Source organism: Flavobacterium sp. (assembly GCF_965262375.1).
GTDB lineage: Bacteria > Bacteroidota > Bacteroidia > Flavobacteriales > Flavobacteriaceae > Flavobacterium.
This window is the reverse complement of the sequence record NZ_OZ253527.1, coordinates 3,118,442-3,141,961: the sequence shown is the minus strand read 5'-3', so window position 1 is coordinate 3,141,961 and position 23,520 is coordinate 3,118,442. Positions and strand designations below refer to the sequence as shown.

General features: G+C 36.8%; 18 protein-coding genes, 2 tRNA genes, 5 rRNA genes and 1 pseudogene. 20 read left to right on the top strand and 6 right to left on the bottom strand.

All coding sequences use genetic code 11. The annotated features are described in order from the left end of the window. From ACQY29_RS14350 to rrf (ACQY29_RS14320), 7 genes are all read left to right on the top strand, one after another. A 23S ribosomal RNA gene (locus ACQY29_RS14350) occupies window positions 1-1,293 on the top strand; the annotation flags it as partial. 180 nt (window positions 1,294-1,473) lie between these two features. Next, window positions 1,474-1,582: ribosomal RNA gene (rrf, locus tag ACQY29_RS14345) — 5S ribosomal RNA — on the top strand. A gap of 341 nt (window positions 1,583-1,923) precedes the next feature. Beyond that, window positions 1,924-3,439, top strand: a 16S ribosomal RNA gene (locus tag ACQY29_RS14340). A 132-nt stretch (window positions 3,440-3,571) separates the two neighbouring features. Beyond that, a tRNA-Ile gene (locus tag ACQY29_RS14335) sits at window positions 3,572-3,645 on the top strand. A 128-nt stretch (window positions 3,646-3,773) separates the two neighbouring features. Further along, window positions 3,774-3,850 (top strand) — tRNA-Ala (locus tag ACQY29_RS14330). Between the two features lie 219 nt (window positions 3,851-4,069). Continuing rightward, a 23S ribosomal RNA gene (locus ACQY29_RS14325) occupies window positions 4,070-6,979 on the top strand. 180 nt (window positions 6,980-7,159) lie between these two features. Next, window positions 7,160-7,268: ribosomal RNA gene (rrf, locus tag ACQY29_RS14320) — 5S ribosomal RNA — on the top strand. A 214-nt stretch (window positions 7,269-7,482) separates the two neighbouring features. On the opposite strand, the gene ACQY29_RS14315 is transcribed toward rrf (ACQY29_RS14320), so the two are convergent. Further along, entirely contained in the window at window positions 7,483-8,256 is a 774-nt protein-coding gene (locus ACQY29_RS14315; protein ID WP_428225850.1) for a TSUP family transporter, read from the bottom strand. Between the two features lie 124 nt (window positions 8,257-8,380). Between ACQY29_RS14315 and ACQY29_RS14310 the strand changes: the two genes are divergently transcribed. Next, window positions 8,381-9,388, top strand: a complete 1,008-nt coding sequence (locus tag ACQY29_RS14310) for a 3-oxoacyl-ACP synthase III family protein (RefSeq protein WP_428225849.1) — start codon at window positions 8,381-8,383, stop codon at window positions 9,386-9,388. Between the two features lie 70 nt (window positions 9,389-9,458). Here ACQY29_RS14310 and ACQY29_RS14305 read toward each other — a convergent pair whose 3' ends face one another. Together ACQY29_RS14305 and ACQY29_RS14300 are read right to left on the bottom strand one after the other, a co-directional pair. After that, window positions 9,459-10,439: a hypothetical protein gene (locus ACQY29_RS14305; protein WP_428225848.1), complete on the bottom strand. Its 981-nt coding sequence runs from the start codon at window positions 10,437-10,439 to the stop codon at window positions 9,459-9,461. Further along, window positions 10,432-11,361, bottom strand: a complete 930-nt coding sequence (locus ACQY29_RS14300; RefSeq protein WP_428225847.1) for an exostosin domain-containing protein — start codon at window positions 11,359-11,361, stop codon at window positions 10,432-10,434. The genes ACQY29_RS14305 and ACQY29_RS14300 overlap by 8 nt, the downstream gene beginning before the upstream one ends. 80 nt (window positions 11,362-11,441) lie before the next feature. Here ACQY29_RS14300 and ACQY29_RS14295 point away from each other — a divergent pair, with 80 nt between their 5' ends. The 5 genes from ACQY29_RS14295 to ACQY29_RS14275 are packed head-to-tail and all read left to right on the top strand — an operon-like array spanning window position 11,442 to window position 15,808. Beyond that, on the top strand, window positions 11,442-12,161 hold the full coding sequence (locus tag ACQY29_RS14295) for a Kdo domain containing protein (RefSeq protein ID WP_428225846.1): 720 nt from the start codon (window positions 11,442-11,444) through the stop codon (window positions 12,159-12,161). Next, window positions 12,161-13,333, top strand: coding sequence for a glycosyltransferase family 87 protein (locus ACQY29_RS14290; protein WP_428225845.1), 1,173 nt, complete (start codon window positions 12,161-12,163; stop codon window positions 13,331-13,333). Before ACQY29_RS14295 ends, ACQY29_RS14290 begins: the two co-directional genes overlap by 1 nt. After that, entirely contained in the window at window positions 13,320-14,267 is a 948-nt protein-coding gene (locus ACQY29_RS14285) for a glycosyltransferase family 2 protein (RefSeq protein ID WP_428225923.1), read from the top strand. The genes ACQY29_RS14290 and ACQY29_RS14285 overlap by 14 nt, the downstream gene beginning before the upstream one ends. Then, on the top strand, window positions 14,267-15,043 hold the full coding sequence (locus ACQY29_RS14280; RefSeq protein WP_428225844.1) for a polysaccharide deacetylase family protein: 777 nt from the start codon (window positions 14,267-14,269) through the stop codon (window positions 15,041-15,043). The genes ACQY29_RS14285 and ACQY29_RS14280 overlap by 1 nt, the downstream gene beginning before the upstream one ends. A gap of 15 nt (window positions 15,044-15,058) precedes the next feature. After that, a complete protein-coding gene (locus ACQY29_RS14275) occupies window positions 15,059-15,808 on the top strand; it encodes a glycosyltransferase family 2 protein (RefSeq protein WP_428225843.1) in 750 nt (249 codons plus the stop codon). Here ACQY29_RS14275 and ACQY29_RS14270 read toward each other — a convergent pair. The 3 genes from ACQY29_RS14270 to ACQY29_RS14260 all read right to left on the bottom strand — a co-directional run bounded on the left by ACQY29_RS14270 (window position 15,790) and on the right by ACQY29_RS14260 (window position 18,294). Continuing rightward, the gene (locus tag ACQY29_RS14270; RefSeq protein WP_428225842.1) at window positions 15,790-16,905 is read right to left on the bottom strand and encodes a glycosyltransferase family 4 protein; all 1,116 of its coding nucleotides are present in this window, start codon (window positions 16,903-16,905) and stop codon (window positions 15,790-15,792) included. The genes ACQY29_RS14275 and ACQY29_RS14270 overlap by 19 nt on opposite strands. A gap of 3 nt (window positions 16,906-16,908) precedes the next feature. Further along, window positions 16,909-17,724: a 2,3,4,5-tetrahydropyridine-2,6-dicarboxylate N-succinyltransferase gene (locus tag ACQY29_RS14265; protein WP_428225841.1), complete on the bottom strand. Its 816-nt coding sequence runs from the start codon at window positions 17,722-17,724 to the stop codon at window positions 16,909-16,911. A 117-nt stretch (window positions 17,725-17,841) separates the two neighbouring features. Further along, window positions 17,842-18,294, bottom strand: a complete 453-nt coding sequence (locus ACQY29_RS14260; protein ID WP_428225840.1) for a hypothetical protein — start codon at window positions 18,292-18,294, stop codon at window positions 17,842-17,844. A 92-nt stretch (window positions 18,295-18,386) separates the two neighbouring features. Between ACQY29_RS14260 and ruvX the strand changes: the two genes are divergently transcribed. The 7 genes and pseudogenes from ruvX (at window position 18,387) to ACQY29_RS14225 (ending at window position 23,491) form a co-directional block, all read left to right on the top strand. After that, a complete protein-coding gene (ruvX, locus tag ACQY29_RS14255) occupies window positions 18,387-18,803 on the top strand; it encodes a Holliday junction resolvase RuvX (protein WP_428225839.1) in 417 nt (138 codons plus the stop codon). 70 nt (window positions 18,804-18,873) lie between these two features. Next, window positions 18,874-20,394, top strand: a complete 1,521-nt coding sequence (locus ACQY29_RS14250; protein ID WP_428225922.1) for a malate:quinone oxidoreductase — start codon at window positions 18,874-18,876, stop codon at window positions 20,392-20,394. A 48-nt stretch (window positions 20,395-20,442) separates the two neighbouring features. Continuing rightward, window positions 20,443-21,024, top strand: a complete 582-nt coding sequence (gene def, locus ACQY29_RS14245) for a peptide deformylase (RefSeq protein ID WP_428225838.1) — start codon at window positions 20,443-20,445, stop codon at window positions 21,022-21,024. Between the two features lie 59 nt (window positions 21,025-21,083). After that, window positions 21,084-21,638, top strand: coding sequence for a DUF5606 domain-containing protein (locus tag ACQY29_RS14240; protein ID WP_428225837.1), 555 nt, complete (start codon window positions 21,084-21,086; stop codon window positions 21,636-21,638). Window positions 21,639-21,726: 88 nt separating this feature from the next. Next, window positions 21,727-22,500 (top strand): nucleoside triphosphate pyrophosphohydrolase, encoded by a 774-nt coding sequence (mazG, locus tag ACQY29_RS14235; protein WP_428225836.1) that lies wholly within the window; start codon window positions 21,727-21,729, stop codon window positions 22,498-22,500. A gap of 139 nt (window positions 22,501-22,639) precedes the next feature. Continuing rightward, a pseudogene (locus tag ACQY29_RS14230) lies at window positions 22,640-22,687 on the top strand (hypothetical protein); the annotation flags it as partial. Window positions 22,688-22,771: 84 nt separating this feature from the next. Further along, window positions 22,772-23,491 (top strand): hypothetical protein, encoded by a 720-nt coding sequence (locus ACQY29_RS14225; protein ID WP_428225835.1) that lies wholly within the window; start codon window positions 22,772-22,774, stop codon window positions 23,489-23,491. The last annotated feature ends 29 nt before the right edge of the window (window positions 23,492-23,520 follow it).

Here is a 23,520-nt window from a genome sequence, read left to right as displayed (position 1 = left end):
CTAAAGGCTGCCAAGAAAACCTTCTAAACTTAGATTATAAGTACCCGTACCGTAAACCGACACAGGTAGTTGAGGAGAGTATCCTAAGGCGCTCGAGAGATTCATGGCTAAGGAATTAGGCAAAATAGACCTGTAACTTCGGGAGAAAGGTCGCCAGCGCAAGCTGGCCGCAGTGAAAAGGTCCAGGCGACTGTTTATCAAAAACACAGGGCTCTGCAAAATCGTAAGATGAAGTATAGGGCCTGACACCTGCCCGGTGCTGGAAGGTTAAGAGGAGATGTTATCTTCGGAGAAGCATTGAATTGAAGCCCCAGTAAACGGCGGCCGTAACTATAACGGTCCTAAGGTAGCGAAATTCCTTGTCGGGTAAGTTCCGACCTGCACGAATGGTGTAACGATCTGGACACTGTCTCAGCCATGAGCTCGGTGAAATTGTAGTATCGGTGAAGATGCCGATTACCCGCAGTGGGACGAAAAGACCCTGTGCACCTTTACTATAGCTTAGTATTGGTCTTGGATAAGTGATGTGTAGGATAGGTGGGAGACTATGAAATGGCGTCGCCAGGCGTTGTGGAGTCATTGTTGAAATACCACCCTTTGCTTATCTGAGATCTAACCCGCCCTTGGTGGGGACATTGCTTGGTGGGTAGTTTGACTGGGGTGGTCGCCTCCAAAAGAGTAACGGAGGCTTCTAAAGGTTCCCTCAGCACGCTTGGTAACCGTGCGTAGAGTGCAATGGCATAAGGGAGCTTGACTGAGAGACATACAGGTCGATCAGGTACGAAAGTAGAGCATAGTGATCCGGTGGTTCCGCATGGAAGGGCCATCGCTCAAAGGATAAAAGGTACGCCGGGGATAACAGGCTGATCTCCCCCAAGAGCTCATATCGACGGGGGGGTTTGGCACCTCGATGTCGGCTCGTCACATCCTGGGGCTGGAGAAGGTCCCAAGGGTTGGGCTGTTCGCCCATTAAAGTGGCACGCGAGCTGGGTTCAGAACGTCGTGAGACAGTTCGGTCTCTATCTACTGTGGGCGTTAGAAATTTGAGTGGATCTGACTCTAGTACGAGAGGACCGAGTTGGACCAACCGCTGGTGTATCTGTTGTTCCGCCAGGAGCACCGCAGAGTAGCTACGTTGGGAAGGGATAAGCGCTGAAAGCATATAAGCGCGAAACCCACCACAAGATGAGATTTCTTTTAAGGGTCGTGGAAGATGACCACGTTGATAGGCTATAGATGTAAAGGCAGTAATGTCACAGTCAAGTAGTACTAATAACCCGTAAGCTTATTGTAAGAGCCCCCTAACCCCGCCGAGGCGGGGAACCTCAGGGGGCTCGTAAAATTCTTTCCAAATTGAATATTTATCTCAATATGTTAAAATATAGCAGCAAAGCTGCGTTTGAAGTTCCAAGTTTAAAGTTCCAAGTTGTCTAACTTGAAGCAAATAAAACTTGAAACCCCAAACCAAAACCTTAAGGTGGTTATTGCGGCGGGGCTCACCTCTTCCCATTTCGAACAGAGAAGTTAAGCCCGCCTGCGCCGATGGTACTGCATCCTGTGGGAGAGTAGGTCGCTGCCTTTCTTTATTCCAAAAATACATTGGAATCTAACATAAAATTCCCCTGCAACTCAGGGGATTTTTTATCTCAGCAAAGCAAGTACGTTCCTTTTACTATTGAAATCCAGAGTTTTTAAATTTTTGAAAAAAAAAGTAAAAAAACACTTGGAAATGCTAAAAGAAACACTACCTTTGCGCCCGCTAAGACGATAAGTCAAAAGCGAAAAAAAGAAGTAAAAAGTTCATAGACATATTGGATTGACAGCACGTTTTAATAGCAATATTAAAACAAATAAAATTTAAGAGAGTAAGAAAACCTAGCCTTCTTTGTCAACAACATTTAGCTGAAAAGCTATAAAAAACATACGATGAAGAGTTTGATCCTGGCTCAGGATGAACGCTAGCGGCAGGCTTAACACATGCAAGTCGAGGGGTAGAAGGAGCTTGCTCCTTTGAGACCGGCGCACGGGTGCGTAACGCGTATGCAATCTACCTTGTACAGGGGGATAGCCCAGAGAAATTTGGATTAATACCCCATAGTATCTTCGGAAGGCATCTTCTGATTATTAAAGTTCCAACGGTACAAGATGAGCATGCGTCCCATTAGCTAGTTGGTGTGGTAACGGCACACCAAGGCAACGATGGGTAGGGGTCCTGAGAGGGAGATCCCCCACACTGGTACTGAGACACGGACCAGACTCCTACGGGAGGCAGCAGTGAGGAATATTGGTCAATGGACGCAAGTCTGAACCAGCCATGCCGCGTGCAGGATGACGGTCCTATGGATTGTAAACTGCTTTTGTACAGGAAGAAACACTCCCTCGTGAGGGAGCTTGACGGTACTGTAAGAATAAGGATCGGCTAACTCCGTGCCAGCAGCCGCGGTAATACGGAGGATCCAAGCGTTATCCGGAATCATTGGGTTTAAAGGGTCCGTAGGCGGTTTTATAAGTCAGTGGTGAAATCTGGTCGCTCAACGATCAAACGGCCATTGATACTGTAAGACTTGAATTACTTGGAAGTAACTAGAATATGTAGTGTAGCGGTGAAATGCTTAGAGATTACATGGAATACCAATTGCGAAGGCAGGTTACTACGAGTATATTGACGCTGATGGACGAAAGCGTGGGGAGCGAACAGGATTAGATACCCTGGTAGTCCACGCCGTAAACGATGGATACTAGCTGTTTGGAGCAATCTGAGTGGCTAAGCGAAAGTGATAAGTATCCCACCTGGGGAGTACGCTCGCAAGAGTGAAACTCAAAGGAATTGACGGGGGCCCGCACAAGCGGAGGAGCATGTGGTTTAATTCGATGATACGCGAGGAACCTTACCAAGGCTTAAATGGGAAACGACAGATTTGGAAACAGATCTTTCTTCGGACGTTTTTCAAGGTGCTGCATGGTTGTCGTCAGCTCGTGCCGTGAGGTGTCAGGTTAAGTCCTATAACGAGCGCAACCCCTGTTGCTAGTTGCCAGCGAGTCATGTCGGGAACTCTAGCAAGACTGCCGGTGCAAACCGTGAGGAAGGTGGGGATGACGTCAAATCATCACGGCCCTTACGCCTTGGGCTACACACGTGCTACAATGGACGGTACAGAGAGCAGCCACTACGCAAGTAGGAGCGAATCTATAAAACCGTTCTCAGTTCGGATCGGAGTCTGCAACTCGACTCCGTGAAGCTGGATTCGCTAGTAATCGCAGATCAGCCATGCTGCGGTGAATACGTTCCCGGGCCTTGTACACACCGCCCGTCAAGCCATGGAAGCTGGGGGTACCTGAAGTCGGTGACCGCAAGGAGCTGCCTAGGGTAAAACTGGTAACTAGGGCTAAGTCGTAACAAGGTAGCCGTACCGGAAGGTGCGGCTGGAACACCTCCTTTCTAGAGACAAAAAAAGAAGCTGATTTTAATTAAAAATTAAAGATTCGAAATTAAATTTAATTTTTAATTCCAATTTTTTAATTAAATCTTACTCTCGCTGTTAGTTCAAAACAAAAAAAGCTTAAAATACAGAGTCTCGTAGCTCAGCTGGTTAGAGTACTACACTGATAATGTAGGGGTCGGCAGTTCGAGTCTGCCCGGGACTACTTTTTAAGAGTTATAAATTATAAGTTATAAGTTGAAAAAAAGAGAAAATTTTAAGTTTAAAAGGAAATTCTAGAAGTTGAAAATTCAAAAGTTCTGAATTCTAATTTCTAAATTCTAAATTAAGAATGGGGGATTAGCTCAGCTGGCTAGAGCGCCTGCCTTGCACGCAGGAGGTCATCGGTTCGACTCCGATATTCTCCACCAAATTGATTTGAAAATGAATTGATTTAAAAATTTGAAAATGATTATCATTTTCAAATTAACGAATCTTAAAATCTTCAAATTGAGTAAAGTTCATTGACATATTGAGATAAACATACAAACAAGTAGAAAGAACACTTTAGTAATTAGTAAAGAGTGAATAGTAATTAGTCTTAGGACTAGTCACTAATTACTTAGAGCTAATCACTAAAAAAAAGAAAACAATAAGCAAAATAAGGGCGTATGGGGGATGCCTAGGCTCTCAGAGGCGAAGAAGGACGTGATAAGCTGCGAAAAGCTGCGGGGATTGGCACATACAAGATGATCCGCAGATATCCGAATGGGGCAACCCACTATGTTGAAGACATAGTATCCGATAGGAGGCGAACCCGCTGAACTGAAACATCTAAGTAGGCGGAGGAGAAGAAAACAAAAGTGATTGCGTGAGTAGTGGCGAGCGAAAGCGCAGTAGCCCAAACCAGTGTTGTTACGGCAATGCTGGGGTTGTAGGACCACGATATTTCTTGTAAACTGAATTAGAATAACCTGGAAAGGTTGACCAAAGAGGGTGATAGTCCCGTATAAGTAAGGAATATAAAGAATAGTGGTATCCTGAGTAGGGCGGGGCACGTGAAACCCTGTCTGAATCTGGCGGGACCATCCGCTAAGGCTAAATACTCCTGAGAGACCGATAGTGAACCAGTACTGTGAAGGAAAGGTGAAAAGAACCGTGAATAACGGAGTGAAATAGAACCTGAAACCATACGCCTACAAGCGGTCGGAGCAGCATAAGTTGTGACGGCGTGCCTTTTGCATAATGAGCCTACGAGTTACCGTTGCTGGCAAGGTTAAGTGATTAAGTCACGGATCCGTAGCGAAAGCGAGTCTGAATAGGGCGAGATTCAATCCTCGGGATTGAAAGCGTATTTATACGCTGAGTCAGTAGTGGTAGACGCGAAACCGTGTGATCTACCCATGGACAGGATGAAGCTGTGGTAACACATAGTGGAGGTCCGAACCCGTTGACGTTGAAAAGTCTTGGGATGATCTGTGGGTAGGGGTGAAAGGCCAATCAAACTCGGAAATAGCTCGTACTCCCCGAAATGCATTTAGGTGCAGCGCTGTGGTCTAGTTATATAGAGGTAGAGCTACTGATTGGATGCGGGGGCTTCACCGCCTACCAATTCCTGACAAACTCCGAATGCTATATAATATACACAGCAGTGAGGGCTTGGGTGCTAAGGTCCAAGTCCGAGAGGGAAAGAACCCAGACCATCAGCTAAGGTCCCCAAATGTATGCTAAGTTGATCAAACGCGGTTTGATTGCATCGACAGCTAGGATGTTGGCTTGGAAGCAGCCATTCATTTAAAGAGTGCGTAACAGCTCACTAGTCGAGCGATCGAGCATGGATAATAATCGGGCATAAGCATACTACCGAAGCTATGGATTTGTACACTGTACAAGTGGTAGGGGAGCATTCTAACATCGCTGAAGGTGTCTCGTGAGGGATGCTGGAGAGGTTAGAAAAGAAAATGTAGGCATAAGTAACGATAAGGGGTGCGAGAAACACCCCCGCCGCAAAACTAAGGTTTCCGCAGCTATGCTAATCAGCTGCGGGTTAGTCGGGTCCTAAGGCGAATCCGAAAGGAACAGTCGATGGCCAACGGGTTAATATTCCCGTACTACTTATAATTGTGATGGAGTGACGCAGTGGTGAAAGTACCGCGAACTGACGGAATAGTTCGTTAAAGCACATAGCTATAGGCCCGGTAGGCAAATCCGCTGGGACTGGTGAAATGCGATAGTACTCGGAGTCTTCGGACAATGGGATAGTGTACCTAAAGGCTGCCAAGAAAACCTTCTAAACTTAGATTATAAGTACCCGTACCGTAAACCGACACAGGTAGTTGAGGAGAGTATCCTAAGGCGCTCGAGAGATTCATGGCTAAGGAATTAGGCAAAATAGACCTGTAACTTCGGGAGAAAGGTCGCCAGCGCAAGCTGGCCGCAGTGAAAAGGTCCAGGCGACTGTTTATCAAAAACACAGGGCTCTGCAAAATCGTAAGATGAAGTATAGGGCCTGACACCTGCCCGGTGCTGGAAGGTTAAGAGGAGATGTTATCTTCGGAGAAGCATTGAATTGAAGCCCCAGTAAACGGCGGCCGTAACTATAACGGTCCTAAGGTAGCGAAATTCCTTGTCGGGTAAGTTCCGACCTGCACGAATGGTGTAACGATCTGGACACTGTCTCAGCCATGAGCTCGGTGAAATTGTAGTATCGGTGAAGATGCCGATTACCCGCAGTGGGACGAAAAGACCCTGTGCACCTTTACTATAGCTTAGTATTGGTCTTGGATAAGTGATGTGTAGGATAGGTGGGAGACTATGAAATGGCGTCGCCAGGCGTTGTGGAGTCATTGTTGAAATACCACCCTTTGCTTATCTGAGATCTAACCCGCCCTTGGTGGGGACATTGCTTGGTGGGTAGTTTGACTGGGGTGGTCGCCTCCAAAAGAGTAACGGAGGCTTCTAAAGGTTCCCTCAGCACGCTTGGTAACCGTGCGTAGAGTGCAATGGCATAAGGGAGCTTGACTGAGAGACATACAGGTCGATCAGGTACGAAAGTAGAGCATAGTGATCCGGTGGTTCCGCATGGAAGGGCCATCGCTCAAAGGATAAAAGGTACGCCGGGGATAACAGGCTGATCTCCCCCAAGAGCTCATATCGACGGGGGGGTTTGGCACCTCGATGTCGGCTCGTCACATCCTGGGGCTGGAGAAGGTCCCAAGGGTTGGGCTGTTCGCCCATTAAAGTGGCACGCGAGCTGGGTTCAGAACGTCGTGAGACAGTTCGGTCTCTATCTACTGTGGGCGTTAGAAATTTGAGTGGATCTGACTCTAGTACGAGAGGACCGAGTTGGACCAACCGCTGGTGTATCTGTTGTTCCGCCAGGAGCACCGCAGAGTAGCTACGTTGGGAAGGGATAAGCGCTGAAAGCATATAAGCGCGAAACCCACCACAAGATGAGATTTCTTTTAAGGGTCGTGGAAGATGACCACGTTGATAGGCTATAGATGTAAAGGCAGTAATGTCACAGTCAAGTAGTACTAATAACCCGTAAGCTTATTGTAAGAGCCCCCTAACCCCGCCGAGGCGGGGAACCTCAGGGGGCTCGTAAAATTCTTTCCAAATTGAATATTTATCTCAATATGTTAAAATATAGCAGCAAAGCTGCGTTTGAAGTTCCAAGTTTAAAGTTCCAAGTTGTCTAACTTGAAACAAATAAAACTTGAAACCCCAAACCAAAACCTTAAGGTGGTTATTGCGGCGGGGCTCACCTCTTCCCATTTCGAACAGAGAAGTTAAGCCCGCCTGCGCCGATGGTACTGCATCCTGTGGGAGAGTAGGTCGCTGCCTTTCTTTAGAAACCCTTCATCCGAAACGATGAAGGGTTTTTTGTTTTATACGAGTTTGTGCTATCAAACCGAAATTACTGCGTGAGCGGGCGTAGCAAGCTACCGTGTAGCGCGAAGCACGCGACCCGCCGAAAGGGAGAGCTTGCGCCAAAGGCTGACGAAAGTTTTGTTTGAGGCGGGGCACGCCCAAAAAAAAGAAATTATTTTTTGTGAAAGATTTATATTAACCCAAAAATCATTAATACACCATATAAGAATAAGGCTACTGTAACTAGGTTTTGTACGATTCTGAATGTAGTTTTTTGTAAAATTTTATTGCCAAAATAGACGCCAACGAAAGCGGAAAATGTTGCTGTGAGTAAAAGGGGCAGGTTTATGGTTATTTGGTTGTTGAGAATTTTAGGGATGTATAAACTTAAACGGCTGATGTCGACCAAACAAGCTATTAGGACTCCTGTTGCGATAAAGCTTTCTTTTGATAACCCAGATCGGACAAGGAATGCTGCTCGCAATGCACCTTGGTGTCCAGAAAGGCCTCCAAAAAAGCCGCTTAAAATGCCACCTAGGCTTAAGTATTTTTTGTTAAATTTTAGGTTTTTAAGGCTGGGGATAGTATCGAAAAGAGCAAAGAATAGCAATAAGCTTCCCATTACGATTTTTAGAATTGTTATTTCAAAATGCTTGTTCAGTAATGTGTAAGTGAATAGAGGGGAAGCTGTAGTAAGGTTTTTTAGTAAATAAGCTCCAAGAAATGAAAAGCAGATTGCTGGTATTCCGAATTTTAAAGTTGTTTTTTGATCGGCTTTTTTTCCAAAGAGTATGAGTTTGAAAAGGTTGTTTGTGAAATGGACTATAGCGGTTAAAACGACAGCGATTTCTATAGGGAAAAATAGTCCAAACACGGGTAGTAATAAGGTGCCTAGTCCAAAACCAGAAAAAAGGGTTAAACCTGCGCCTAATAATGAAGTAATTGCGATAATGATGTATTCCATATGGTAAAAATACATTTTTTTGAGAATGGATCTTTTAAGTTTTTGTAAAAAAATATGTGTAAATTTTGTTCCTAATTTGAGTTAGGTTAACTTTGTAAGCTGGTTTTTAACTAAATAATATTATATGTATCATTCTAGAATTTCAGGGTTGGGTTATTATGTTCCAGAAAATATAGTGACCAATGACGATTTATCTAAAATTATGGATACCAATGATGAATGGATCCAAGAGCGCACAGGTATTAAAAGAAGAAGGCATGTAAATACTCCTGAAGAAACTACGACTTCAATGGGGGTTAAAGCTGCTGAAAAAGCTATAGAAAGAGCAGGAATTAATAAAGAAGATATTGATTTTGTTATTTTCGCTACCTTAAGTCCTGATTATTATTTTCCTGGACCTGGTGTTTTAGTACAACGCGATTTAGGTTTGAAAACCGTAGGAGCATTAGATATTCGTAACCAATGTTCAGGTTTTGTTTATGCCGTTTCTATTGCGGATCAATATATTAAAACAGGAATGTATAAAAATATTCTAGTTATTGGTTCCGAAGTGCATTCTCGAGGTTTAGATTTTACAACTCGTGGTCGTGGCGTATCGGTTATTTTTGGTGATGGAGCAGGAGCTGCTGTTTTAACTCGTGAAGAGGATTTGACAAAAGGAATACTTTCTACACATTTGCACTCTGAAGGGCAACATGCAGAAGAATTATCGTTAATTGCTCCAGGGATGGGGAAACGTTGGGTTACTGATATTATAGCTGATAATAATCCAGAAGATGAAAGTTATTTTCCATATATGAACGGTCAATTTGTATTTAAAAATGCCGTGGTTCGTTTTAGCGAAGTTATCATGGAAGGTTTACAGGCAAATAATTTGGAAGTTTCAGACATTGATATGCTAATTCCACATCAAGCGAATTTACGTATATCACAATTTATTCAGCAAAAGTTCAAATTGACTGACGACCAAGTATACAATAACATTATGGAATACGGAAATACAACTGCTGCTTCTATTCCTATTGCCTTGACAGAAGCTTGGGAACAAGGAAAAATTAAAGAAGGTGATACCGTGGTATTAGCTGCTTTTGGTTCAGGCTTTACTTGGGGAAGTGTGATTATGAAATGGTAATCGAATTATTACAATAGAAAAAAGGAGGCAATTTATAAACAAAAAATGCCTCCTTTTTTGTTTTAAATATTTATTTAGAAAAATCCAAATTAAAAACTCGTTTCACCCAGTTTTCTAATTTATAGTTATTTATTATTCTGTTTTCAAAATTTGGTTTTGAATTGATAAAAGTGTCAATGTTATTGAAATCTTCTAACTTATTTACGTAACTGATGGCGTCAATCTGATGTAGGTCGTAATTTAAGATGGACTGATTATTAGTAATAAGTTTTTTCTTTAATCCCAAACCTTCAAAAATCCTAAAACTTAATCCCGATTGGTTTTGTCTTACTATGTCTAGTATAATATTACTCTGACTGTATTTTAGTAAAGTTGTATTTTGGTTAAAACGTTTTTTTTGAAAAGTAATGTTTTTAAATTTACCTGTGAAAGCCTTTTTAAGGTTGTAAACGAATGCTTTTTTACCGATGCAATAAAAAGTGAATTTCAAATTTTTAGATTTTAATATATCTCCTATTTGCTCTAGAAAATCCATACGTTCGTCAATCGAACCTATATAAATTAGGTCGTTTTCAATTTTGGTAGCAATTGGTATTGCAATGTCGTAGATATAATTTGAAATTTTTGAAAAACCAAATTTTTCGCAATTGTTAGTGTCAAAAGAGAAGGTTTGATCAAAAATTTCTATTGGTATATGGTCAATAGGATTGCGTTCTACACTATCGTAAAGATAAGCGATATATTTTTTTGTTTTTTTCTTTATCTCAAGATGGTATTCACGATCAATAAGCTCGGGGTTTATTACTAAGATTTGATCTTGTGAGCCTAATTGGACTAAAGTTTCTAATATGAAATCTTGACGTTTTTTTAATTTAGGATTGGTTTTTAGAAAAATTTTTGAAAATGTATTTTGAATTCTTTCAATAAAATTTTTATGTTTAAAACCTCCAATTTTTATGTGATGCGCCTGATGGCCTAATTCGTTTAATTTTGCAATTATGTGATGGTCATAATTCCAATGATCAAAGCTTATTACGCAAATCTTACCCATTTAACCGAATTTTATTTAAGATTCTGTCGAAGAAAGAATGACTTTTATTATCAAAATCTATAGTGTTTATTTTATTGTATATTATAGTACTGATTTTATCCACAAAACAATTTGGGGTAAAATAGTTTTCAAAAAGATTTCTATTCGAATTTTGTATAGCAATTATTTCTTCTTCAGTATGAGAATTCCAAAATTTTTGAGTTTCCAATACTAAATCAAATTCATTTTTCCCTGTAATAATATGATTTTTCCAATTAATTTCCTCTTCAAAAGGAAACTCCATGTCAGTGTCAATTAATACAGGGATTCTTCCTAAAGATAGAGTTTGATAAAAACGAATTGCAAAATTCCCTTTTCCTCTATTACAGATAGTAAAGTGTGAATTTTTTAAGTTTTCATAAAAATCATTTTTCAATGTTGAATCATGGGGTTTGCCTCCCCAAAAATCATTTCTTAAAATAAAATTAGAAACTATAGCATCAGACTCTTTAAAGGCTTCTATGGTGCTGAATCGTTTTCCTAGGTTTTTTTTTATATTTCCACAAAATCCTATAATTGGTTTTTCAGATTTCAATAATGGACTGGCTGGTTTATCGAAGCATTCCCATAAATAAGGTAATAAAAATTCATTTTTACAACGCTTCGATTTTCTAAGTGAAGTTCTAAATAACAATACGTTTTCAGGAATCTTAAAAAAAGATTCATTATCTGAAACCAAAATAAAAAGTACTATTTTTCTTGTGTTTTTATAACTGGAAATAGCATTTTGGATTACTTTCGAATTTACTTCTCCAGTATCAATTTTCGAAGAAATAATTAGGTCAGCCGTATTAATATCTGTTTCGATGTAATTGGGGTGATTTTTAAATAATTCTTCAGCAAGTTTATAACCTTCAGAAAAAAATTTTATGACATTATTCATACTAAACTTAATAGATAATGCAAATATAAAGTAAAATTATATGGATAGTTTAATAAATTTGCAGACTATAATTTTAGGATATGTATAGTGATACCCTCGAGATAATTCAGAAAGCAAGTTCTTTAGGTGAAGATTTTGCAATTGGCAGCAGAAATCAAATAAAAACAATAGAAATAAATCACATTAAGTATTCTGTTAAGGTTTTTAAAGTTCCTTATTTTTTATTGGGTTTTATATATCGATATTTCAGAAAATCTAAAGCAGAGCGATCTTACCTACACGCAGTTTTTTTGGAATCTAAGAAAATAGGAACACCAAAACCCATTGGTTTTTATGAAAACAAATCATGGTTTAGATTAAAAGAAAGTTATTATGTTTGTGAGCATCTTGAAAATTCGTTCTTATTTAGAGATTTGTTTAACACTGAACAGGACGATTTAGATAAAATTTTAAGGGGCTTTGCAAAATTTACATATCAAATGCATGAGTGTGGTATCGAATTTTTAGATCACTCTCCTGGTAACACTTTGATAAAAAATAATAAAGGAACATATGATTTCTTTCTAGTAGACCTGAACAGGATGAATATCCATAAAGAGGCATTAAGTTTTGATAAACGTATGAAAAATTTTGAAAGAATTTTGACATCTAATCATTATAGGGAAATTGTAAGTGATGAATATGCAAAATTGTATAATAAGCCCTATGATGTGGTTTTTAAAGCAATAGAGGGGTATTCTTTGAGTTTTTTTAAGAAATTTGATAATAAACGAAAAATTAAAAATTTATTTAAAATATAATGACCTCTTTTTTTAAAAAATCTTTTTTTACCAATCCTAAATATATTGGCACAATCTGGATTATTGTTTCGATGATTTCTGCTTTGAAACAATATCTTCATGGGAGTTTTAATAACTATTTGATTTTTAAAAATGTTTTTTGGCATACTTTGCACAAACAATCATTGTACCAGATTTATCCGGAATTGTATTTTGATCATAACCATTACGGCCCCATATTTAGCTTGTTTATAGCTCCTTTTGCTGTTTTGCCAGATGCTTTAGGGATAGTGCTTTGGAATGGATTTAATGCTTTACTACTGGTTTGGGCTGTTTTTAAACTGCCACTTCCTATTCAAAAAGTAAATCTCATACTTTGGATTTGTCTAAATGAATTTATTACTGCTAATCTAGGGATACAGTTTAATCCTATTATGACTGCTTTAATTATTTTATCCTATGTTTTTATAATAGAGGAAAAAGATGTTTGGGCAGCATTATGTATTGTTTTTGGAACTTTTGTAAAGTTGTATGGAGTAGTAGGTTTAGCTTTCTTTTTCTTTTCAAGGCATAAATTTAAATTCATTTTATCGCTTTTAGGATGGGCTGTGTTATTGTTTGTTCTTCCTATGTTCATTTCTAGTCCTGATTATATAATTAATTCTTACGTGGAATGGTTTGAGCGATTAGTTGTTAAAAACAACGAAAATGCTGCGTTTTCATCCATGCAAGATATTTCGGTGATGGGGATTTTTAAACGAGTGTTTGGACATCCTGAATGGTCTAATTTGCCTTTTTTGGCAGGTGGATTATTGCTTTTCGCATTGCCATATCTAAAATTTAAAAATTATAATCTTCCAGATTTTAGATTGTTATTATTAGCATCCGTTTTGTTATTTACAGTAATATTTAGTTCAGGTTCTGAATCACCTACTTATATAATTGCTTTTCTTGGAGTTGGTATTTGGTTTGCTCAGCGTGTTAAGCCAATTACAAAACTAGAGTGGTTTCTGTTTATTTTTGCGATGTTATTGACTAGTTTCTCGCCAACCGATTTGTTTCCCAAGTTTGTGCGTGAAAATTATATTAAGCCTTATGCTTTAAAAGCGCTACCTTGTGCTTTGATTTGGTTAAGAATAGTTTATGAAATGTTAATCATGCAACCATTACAAAAAAATGATGAATCTTTCTAAAAAGAATATAGCTGTTGTAATTCCTGCTTATAATGAGTCTGGTAATATAAAAGTAATGCTAGATGCCTTGCATCAAACTTTATCAAAGCTACCGTATGTTTATAAAATTGTGTTTGTTGACGATGGGAGTGGTGATGCTACATTAGAAACTTTAAAAGGCCTTTCTGCTACTGATGAGCATTTGTTTTTTGTAGAATTATCTAAGAATTTTGGGCATCAAAACGCTTTAAAAGCAGGTGTGGATACGGTTGTCAATTCTTCTGATGCTATTATTACTATGGATGGTGACATGCAGCATCCTCCAGAAATGTTGCCAGAGTTGTTAGCTAAATGGGAAGAAGGTTACGATGTAGTATATACCCGTAGAGAAGAAGATCAAAATTTATCAACTTTTAAGAAGAAAACTTCTAAAGGTTTTTATAATTTGATGAATTATCTTTCTGAAGTGAAATTTGAACCAGGCACAGCCGACTTCCGATTGATGGATCAAAAGGTTGCATTAGTATTTTCAGACTTTAAAGAAAACGATCTTTTTATACGTGGATTAGTTAATTGGCTTGGTTTTAAACAATATGGAATCGATTTTAAGCCAGCACCTCGTTTTGCAGGAAATAGTAAATATACAGTGAAAAAAATGTTTCGTTTTGCCTTACAAGGTATAACATCTTTTAGTACAAGGCCGTTACATATAGCTGTGTTTCTTGGAGTAATTACATCATTTACTTCATTCGTACTGTATATGGGGTATATAGTATATAGTATGTATTACGGACATGTAATTTCTGGATGGGCATCGTTAATTAGTACAGTGGTGTTTTTTGGAGGTTTAAATCTAATCGTTTTAGGGATTATTGGGATTTATGTTGGAAAGCTGTTTATGCAATCTAAAAACAGGCCTAATTATCTTATTCGTGAAACTAATTATAAGGGATAATGATTTTATTAAGTTTTGATATAGAGGAATTTGATATGCCATTTGAATATGGCAAAGAAATATCGTTTGAAGAACAAATTGCGTTTTCTGTTGAGGGTACGCATAAAATCCTTGATATATTAGATAAGAATAAGGTTAAAGCTACTTTTTTCTCTACAGCTACTTTTGCACTCAATGCTAAAGAATTAATTGATAGAATTGTTGAGTCAGGACACGAAATTGCCTCACATAATTATTATCACACCGCATTTTCTATTGAGGATTTAAAGAACTCAAAAGAAGCATTAGAGTCATTAACAGGTACAGACGTCATTGGGTTTAGAATGCCGCGTATGTATCCAGTTGATGAAAAAGAGATTCAAAAAGCAGGTTATACTTATAACTCATCCATTAATCCAACTTATTTGCCTGGACGTTATAATAACTTAGATAAACCACGAACGTATTTTTATCAAGAAGGCGTTTTACAAATCCCAGCTTCGGTAAGTCCGTGGGTTCGTTTTCCGCTTTTTTGGTTGTCATTTCATAATTTACCGTTATGGCTTTATAAATTTTTGGCGAACTGGACTTATAAAAAAGATAACTACCTAAATATCTATTTTCATCCTTGGGAATTTATGAATATCAATCAGCCTGAAAAATTTAATTTCCCAGCTTATGTAGTTCGTAATTGTGATCAAGCTTATGTAGATCGTTTAGATCAGTTAATTCAGTTTTTTAAAACTAAAAAATACCCTTTCGGGACATTTAAAGAATTTGTAGCTAAAATAAAATAATACCCTTTCTGATTTATGAAAATTTCTGTTTTTATCATAACTTATAATGAAGCAAAAATACTTTCCAAATGCTTAGAAAAACTTTCGTGGGCAGACGAAATTGTTGTGGTTGATTCAGGAAGTACGGATCAGACGGTTCAAATTGCAGAAGAATTTGGTTCAAAAGTGATACATCACCCATTTGAAAATTTTGGAAAGCAAAAACAGTTTGCATTAGAACAGACAAAAAATGATTGGGTACTATCATTAGATGCTGATGAAGTAGTGTCTGATGCTTTAATTTTAGAAATTCAAAGATTAGAATTTAATTCAAAAATCAATGGTTATCTTATACCAAGAACACATGTTTTTTTAAATAAGATTTTTAATTACGGAAGCGAGAACAAAAAACCTATTTTGCGTTTATTTAACAAGAAAGAGGGAGGTTTTACACCTGATAAAGTGCATGAGGTAATTAAAGTAAATGGAGCGCTAAGCAGGCTAAAAAGCGAAATGTTGCATTATACGGTTTTCGATATTTCAACCGCAATTAATAAACAAATTAAGTATTCACTGTTGAGTGGCGAATTGTTTTTTGAAAAAGGGAAAAAGGGTTCCAAATTGAAACCCTATATAAAATTCCCTTTCGAATTTTTTAGAGTTTATTTTATCCAGCGTAATTTTCTTAATGGTTATCAAGGCTTTATTTGGAGTATGTTCGCTTCTTTTGGTAGTTTTATAAAATATGCAAAACTTTATGATTTACATCAAAATAAAGACTTGTAGCAATTCATTAAAGCATTTGCAATAGCTTCATCGGTAAACATTGCGGCATATTGCAATCCTTTGTTACTTATTTCTTCAGCTTCTTTGGGATGATCCAATAACCACTTTATTTTAGTACTGATTTCTTCAGCTTGATAGGGGTTGATATATATACTATCAGGACCTCCCGCCTCAGGAAAAACACCTGAATTTGTTGTGATTACTGGAGTTTTTGAGAATAATGCTTCTATGATGGGAATGCCAAAGCCTTCAAAAATAGATGGATAAACAAAAATGGATGCCAATTGGTAAATTATAGCAAGTTCCTCACTGCTTACATTTTTTAAAAAATAAACGTAATCTTGTAAGTTGTTTTCTTGAATATAATCGTGAATTTGCTTGGTGTAATCAGTTTCCTTACCAATAAGTACCAAAGGTGTTTTAGTTTCTTTTATTGCTTTAACTATGATAAGCGCATTTTTGCGAGCTTCAATAGTTCCCACATTCAATATAAACTGATTCGGTAAACTGTATTTTGCTTTTACGGTACTCTTTTTTTCTTCCGAATACGATTGCTTAAATACATCTTGACAACCTTGGTAAATTACTTTTATTTTCTGTTCGGGTATTTTTAGGAATTCAATAATGTCATTTTTGGTTTGTTCACTAATTGCAATCACTAAATCAGCTTGTTCAGCAGCTTTTTTAAATTTGTAAAAGTGAATTTTTCTATCAAAAAAAGAATAAAGTTCAGGGTATCGCACAAATATTAAATCATGGATAGTTACCACACTCTTTATTCCATTTCTTTTAAGACCGTTAGGAAGTTCACCTGACAAACCATGGAATAATTGGATTTGATCTTTTTTCAAATCATTTAGGATTCCTTTTTGTCTCCAAATGTTGTAAAAACGTTTATAAAAAGCTGTAGAGGGAAGTTTTTCTACAACTCTTTCATTTTTGTATTTAAATAAATTTTCTTTACTTTTTTTAGGATTGTAGAGAAAATAAGTATGGTCAGGAAAATAAGTAGCAAGGATTCTGATGGAATCCCTGCTGTAATTTCCTAAGCCTGTTTTGTTATGAAATACGCGTTTAGCTTCGTATCCTATATTCATGAGTTATACTGCTACGTTGTATTCTCTTAAGGCATCGTTTAGAGATGTTTTTAAATCGGTAGAAGCTTTACGTTTTCCAATGATTAAAGCGCATGGAACTTGGTATTCACCCGCTTCAAATTTTTTAGCGTATGATCCTGGGATAACCACACTTCTTGCAGGAACTACTCCTTTATATTCTACGGGTTCTGGACCTGTCACATCAATAATTTTTGTAGAAGCTGTTAAACAAACATTAGCGCCTAAAACTGCTTCTTTTTCTACGCGTACACCTTCTACAACGATACAACGTGAGCCAATAAAAGCTCCGTCCTCAATGATTACTGGGGCAGCTTGTAGAGGTTCTAATACACCGCCAATTCCTACACCACCACTTAAGTGTACATCTTTACCAATTTGAGCACAACTTCCCACAGTTGCCCATGTGTCTACCATAGTACCTGCATCAACATAAGCACCAATGTTTACATACGAAGGCATCATGATAACACCTGACGCTATAAAAGCACCGTGTCTTGCCACTGCATTAGGAACCACACGAATTCCTTTTTCAGCATAATTTCTCTTTAAAGGCATTTTGTCATGATATTCAAAAATACCCACTTCAAAAGTTTCCATTTTCTGAATAGGGAAATACATAACAACTGCTTTCTTCACCCATTCATTCACTTGCCATCCTTGTGCTGTAGGCTCAGCCACACGCAATGTGCCTGCATCTACTAAATTAATTACTTCTCTAATCGTGTTTTGTGTAGCTTCTTCTTGTAGTAGGGCTCTGTTTTCCCAAGCTTGTTCAATTATATTTTGTAAATCTTGCATTTGATGTTTTATTTTAAGCAAAGATAAAATTTTGCTCGGGCTAATACTAGTCGTTGGTAAAAAATGTTATTTGTTTTCTATTTGAAGTAGGTAAAAGGTTATGAAAGTAAAATTGCTTTAAGAAACATACTGAATGCTTTGAAAGATAGTTTTGAGTAAATTTTTTAATTCAATATTGTATTCTTCAATGTCATGAACTTGAAGCGTAGTTACAATTAATGAATTGTAAAAAAAGCGTGCGGTAGCAAGTATGTATTGTGTTTCATCGTCTACTTTGTAACTTTTGAGCATATAGTCTGCTTTGTTTTCAAAAATATCTAAAGGAATGTACCCGTCTTCAGTTTCAAAAATTTCGAACATAGGTAACATTAATTCTTCTAAAAATGTATGTGCCTTTTTGTTACGATCAATGTTTTCGTATTGGTAATTAGACACGGTCAGTAAAGTGTTTCCGTTTTTAGATTCTGCTCTAAATCGATCATCTTCGATAAAAATCCAATCTTTAGGAATACTAATGTAGTATAAATCATTGATTAAGTAGGTTGTGTAATTTGCGCGTTCTAAATTCATTTATTGAAACATTGGTACAACTCAAATATACTCATTTTGATGGGGAAATTGTTAGGAGTGAATTTCTATTTTTATCTTTGCTAAAAAAAACTATGTCAAGAATTCTAGCTATCGATTACGGATTAAAACGAACAGGTTTAGCGGTTACTGATGAATTGCAAATTATAGCCTCAGGATTAACTACGGTTGCCTCTGAAAATCTGTTGAGTTTCTTAAAAGATTATTTTGACAAGGAAAAGGTAGCAGTAATACTCATAGGGGAACCCAAGCAAATGAACGGTCAACCTTCAGAAAGTGCTCCTCTTATAGAGGCTTTTATAACACAATTTAAAAAACAGTTTCCTGAAAGAGAATTGGTTAGAGTAGATGAGCGATTCACTTCTAAATTAGCTTTTCAAACGATGATTGATAGTGGATTGAAAAAAAAGCAACGTCAAAACAAAGCTTTAATTGATGAAATTTCAGCAACAATACTCTTGCAGGATTATTTATCTGCAAAGAGATTTTAACTTTTTTAGTAATTTTTGTAAAATCTTTACGTTAACTAAAAAATTGTAAAAAAAAATATTTTTACGATGTATCTTTGCACTACAATTTACTAGCATGACAACAACAACCCATAATCACGAAACAGACGTAATATTAATTGGCGCAGGAATTATGAGCGCTACTTTAGGTTTATTACTTAAAGAATTGCAACCCGATATCAGAATTCAAATTTATGAGCGACTGGATGTAGCCGCTGCTGAAAGTTCGGATGCTTGGAATAATGCAGGTACAGGACATGCTGCTTTTTGTGAGTTGAATTATACTCCCGAAATGGCAGATGGATCAGTAGATGTAAAAAAAGCAGTTAAAATCTCGGAAGCTTTTGAAGTATCACGTCAGTTATGGGCCTATTTAGTTGAAAAAGGACTTTTGGGAGATCCTGAAGAATTTATCAAAGCGGTGCCCCATTTAAGTTTTGTGTGGGGAAAAGACAATGTGAACTATTTGCGTACCCGTTTTAATGAATTGCAAAAGTTTGAGTTGTTTAGAGAAATGGAATATACTGAAGATCCAGAAGTAATTAAAAAATGGGCTCCTTTAGTAATGGAAAACCGTAAATCGACTCAAGATATTGCTTGTACAACCATGAAATATGGGACCGATGTAAATTTTGGTGCTTTAACCAGAAGTATTTTTAAATATCTAGAATCGTTAGAAGGTATTAGCGTTCATTTTAACCATGAAGTGAGTAAGATTCGAAAAAAAGAAGAAGGTCACTGGAGATTAAAAATTAAAGATTTAACCACAGGTGATAAGAAAAGAATCAATACTCCTTTTGTGTTTATTGGAGCTGGTGGAGGTTCATTATTGTTGTTAGAAAAAGCAAACATTCCAGAAGGCGAAGGTTATGGAGGTTTCCCAGTAAGTGGACAGTGGTTGAAATGTACCAATGAAGAAGTAATTAAAAAACATGCAGTAAAAGTGTACGGTAAAGCATCGGTTGGGGCACCACCCATGTCTGTTCCTCATATTGATACTCGTGTCATCAATGGAAAAAAAGAATTGTTGTTTGGCCCTTATGCAGGTTTTTCTACTAAATTCTTAAAAAATGGTTCGTATTTCGATTTGATCTCTTCGATTGAAATGGATAATATTAAACCGATGTTACAGGCTGGTATTAAAAATATTCCGTTAACCAAATATTTGATTGAGCAAGTATTTCAATCGTCCAAAGACCGTATGAAAGCACTAAGAGAATATGTACCATCGGCTAAAAAAGAAGATTGGGTTTTAGAAACAGCGGGACAACGTGTGCAAGTGATCAAGAAAGATAAAGAAGGTAATGGAATCTTAGAATTCGGTACTGAGGTAGTAGCAGCTGGCGATGGATCATTAGCTGTTTTATTAGGTGCATCTCCAGGTGCTTCAACAGCTACGTCTATTATGATTGAATTGTTAGAGAAATGTTTCCCTGAGCAAATGAAATCTGAGGCGTGGCAAGCAAAATTCAAGGAGATGATTCCTTCATTTGGTATTCAATTAAATGAAAATCCAGAATTGACTAAAGAAATTCGTAAAAAAACAAATGCGGTTTTAAAATTAAATGTGTAAAACTATTTTGTATTTTTGCACCCTTGATTTTTTATAATACAGTATATAATGATATATCCAATTGTAGGTTACGGTGATCCCGTTCTGCGTAAAGTAGGACAAGAAATTACAGCTGAATATCCTAATTTAAAGGAAGTAATTGCTAATATGTACGAAACCATGTATAATGCGCATGGAGTAGGTTTAGCAGCACCACAAGTTGGCTTGGCTATTCGCTTGTTTATAGTAGATACCGAACCATTTAGCGATACTGACGATTTAAGTAAAGAGGAAGCAGAACAATTAAAAGGATTTAAAAAAACGTTTATCAATGCTAAAATCCTAAAAGAAGAAGGTGAAGAATGGGCTTTCAATGAAGGATGTTTGAGTATTCCTGATGTTAGAGAAGATGTGTTTCGTCATGAAACGATAACAATTGAGTATCAAGACGAGAATTTTGAAACGAAAACAGAAGTTTACGATGGTTTAATTGCTCGTGTTATTCAACATGAATACGATCATATTGAAGGAGTGTTATTTACTGATAAAATAGCGACACTAAAGAAAACATTAATCAAAAAGAAATTGCAAAATATAATGGAAGGGAAAGCTAGGCCCGATTACCGTATGCGTTTTGCAAAAATGAAATAATTGTACTATAATTGCCCTCTCAATAAAAGAGGCTAAAAGAAATATAATAATTAAGAAAAATGAGTTTAGAAAGAATATTAGCTATTTCAGGTAAACCAGGTTTGTTCGCTTTAAAAATGCAAACGAGAACAGGATTCGTTGCTGAATCTTTAGTAGATGGTAAAAAAGTGACTGTAGGCATGCAAAGTAATGTAAGCTTATTATCAGAAATTTCTGTTTATACTTATACGCAGGAAAAACCTTTATTTGAAGTTTTACAAGCTATTGCTAATAAAGAAAATGGTGGTCAGGCTCCAGTTTTAAAAGATGATAAAGCCGCTTTATTAGCTTATTTTGGTGAAGTTTTACCAGATTTCGATCAAGATCGTGTATATGCATCTGACGTAAAGAAAATCTTAAATTGGTATAATATTTTACAAGCTAATGGTATGATTGTTTTAGCAGAAGAAACTGCTGAAACAGTTGCGACTACTGAAGAAGTTGTAGCTGAAGAAGTAAAAGAAGCTAAGCCTAAAAAACCAAGAGCTACTAAAGCTAAAGCTACTACTGAAGAAGGTGCTACTGAAGAAAAGCCAAAAAGAACAAGAGCTAAAAAAACTAAAACTGAAGAATAATTTAGTTTTTTTAACAAAAATATAAGTCCTGTATTTGTCTATCAAATGCAGGATTTTTTGTTATTTAGTAACCGCTAAAATTTGCATCATGAACACACGTCAACAACAACTAGAAGCCTTTAATCGTTTATTAGATATCATGGACGAATTGCGCGAAAAATGCCCATGGGATAAAAAACAAACTTTAGAAAGTCTTCGTCACTTAACCATTGAGGAAACTTATGAGTTGGGGGATGCCATTTTGGACAATGATTTAGATGAGGTAAAAAAAGAATTGGGCGATTTGTTGTTGCACATCGTTTTCTATGCTAAAATAGGTAGCGAAAAGCAAAGTTTTGATATAGCTGATGTAGCAAATGAAATTTGTGATAAATTAATTCATCGCCACCCACATATATATGGGGATATCGAAGTTGCTGATGAAGAAGAGGTAAAACAAAATTGGGAAAAACTGAAATTAAAAGAAGGCAAGCAATCAGTATTAGAAGGTGTACCTAAAAGCTTACCTGCCCTAGTTAAAGCCAGTCGTATTCAAGATAAAGTGAAAGGTGTGGGTTTTGATTGGGAACTACCTGAACAAGTTTGGGAAAAAGTGCAAGAAGAATTGCAAGAACTGCAAGTGGAAGTGCAATCAGGCGATCAAGATAAGATAGAAGCTGAATTTGGCGATGTGATGTTTTCAATGATAAACTATGCGCGGTTTTTGAAAGTGAATCCTGAAGATGCGCTAGAACGTACCAATAAAAAATTCATCAAGCGTTTCATGTATCTCGAATCAAAAGCGAATGAATTAGGCATGAATCTTGCCGATATGACTTTAGCTGAAATGGATGTTTTCTGGGAAGAAGCGAAGAATATGTAAGATTAAAAGATTAAAAGATTAAAAGATTAAAAGATTAAAAGATTAAAAGATTAAAAGATTAAAAGATTAAAAGATTAAAAGATTAAAAGATTAAAAGTTTAAAAGTTTAAAAGTTTAAAAGTTTAAAAGTTTCTAAACTAATCACTATTTTATTCATAACTCACAATTCATAACTCACAATTCATAACTCACAATTCATAACTCATAACTGATAACTCATAACTGATAACTCATAACTGATAACCCACAACCGATAACTAACAATAAGAGAATGCGTTTTATACTAATTACTATATTGGTTTTATTTACTACCGTTGTTTTTGGACAGGATGGTAAGCGTTTGCCTTCTTTGAAAATTCCGCGCATGGAAATACCTGAGCTTGAAAAAAAGAAAACTCCAGATCAAACTGTAGCTCCAGAATATTCTCTGAAAAATCCGTTTGAGCCTAAACTTTTTAAGGTGCCTCCCAAAAAATATGATCCACCACAAGAAGATACTAAAATGCAAATGAGTGGGGGAGGTAGCGACCTAAATGTAGGCAAGCAATATGCTGAAAAAATGAACAAATCAATGCGACCACAAATAAAAGAGGGCGTGTTAGATCCAAAAGTTTTTAGACAGCATCAATATTTTGGTGATTTTGATACAGAATCTGAAACGGTTACACTTACCTACAGAGATTTTGGTGAAATTGATGGTGATAAAATTCGGATTTTAATCAATGGACAACAAGTCTCGGATCAGATTTTTCTTGAAGGATCTACTAAAAAAATAATATTAGGCTTAACAGTAGGTATCAATCATATTGAAATTGAGGCCTTAAATGAAGGGATTTATGCGCCTAATACGGGTGAATTTCGATTTTTTGATGACAAAGAACATTTGATTACTGGAGATCAATGGGGTTTAGCTACAGGTTTTAAAGCCAAGTTTAATATAGTTAGAATTCCAAAAGGGACTATAGGTCAAAATACTACCGAGGGTAAATAAATTTAACAAAAAAACGCTGTACATCAGTT